The organism is Burkholderia sp. MSMB2157WGS (genome assembly GCF_001532755.1).
Classification (GTDB): domain Bacteria; phylum Pseudomonadota; class Gammaproteobacteria; order Burkholderiales; family Burkholderiaceae; genus Burkholderia.
Genome location: NZ_LPJG01000008.1, coordinates 1 through 680, shown reverse-complemented (window position 1 = coordinate 680; position 680 = coordinate 1). Strand labels below are relative to the sequence as shown.

Below are 680 nucleotides of genomic sequence, written 5' to 3'. Positions count from 1 at the left end.
CGGGCGCAGCAGCTCGAGGCGAAGATCCTCGAACTCGGCGCGGAGAACGTCGCGGCGTTCATCGGCGAGCCGTTCCAGGGCGCGGGCGGCGTGATCTTCCCGCCGTCGACGTACTGGCCGGAAATCCAGCGGATCTGCCGCAAGTACGACGTGCTGCTCGTCGCCGACGAAGTGATCGGCGGGTTCGGCCGCACCGGCGAGTGGTTCGCGCACCAGCACTTCGGTTTCGAGCCGGACCTGATCACGATGGCGAAGGGCCTCACGTCGGGCTACGTGCCGATGGGTGCGGTGGGCATCCACGAACGCATCGCGCGCCCGATCATCGACAACGGCGAATTCAATCACGGCCTCACGTACTCGGGCCACCCGGTGGCGGCCGCCGTCGCGGTCGCGAACCTGAAGCTGCTGCGCGACGAAGGCATCGTCGAGCGCGTGAAGACCGACACCGGCCCGTACTTCCAGGCGCTGATGCGCGAAACCTTCGCGCGTCATCCGATCGTCGGCGAAGTGCACGGCCACGGGATGGTCGCGAGCCTGCAACTGGCCGAAGCGCCGGCAGAACGCCGCCGCTTCGCGAACGGCGGCGACGTCGGCACGATCTGCCGCGACTTCTGCTTCAACGGCAACCTGATCATGCGCGCGACCGGCGACCGGATGCTGCTGTCGCCGCCGCTCGTGAT

General features: G+C 68.2%; 1 protein-coding gene. It reads left to right on the top strand.

Translation table 11 applies throughout. The annotated features are described in order from the left end of the window. A partial coding sequence (locus WT53_RS03325; RefSeq protein ID WP_156447851.1) for an aminotransferase class III-fold pyridoxal phosphate-dependent enzyme occupies positions 1-680 on the top strand: 680 nt, incomplete at both ends.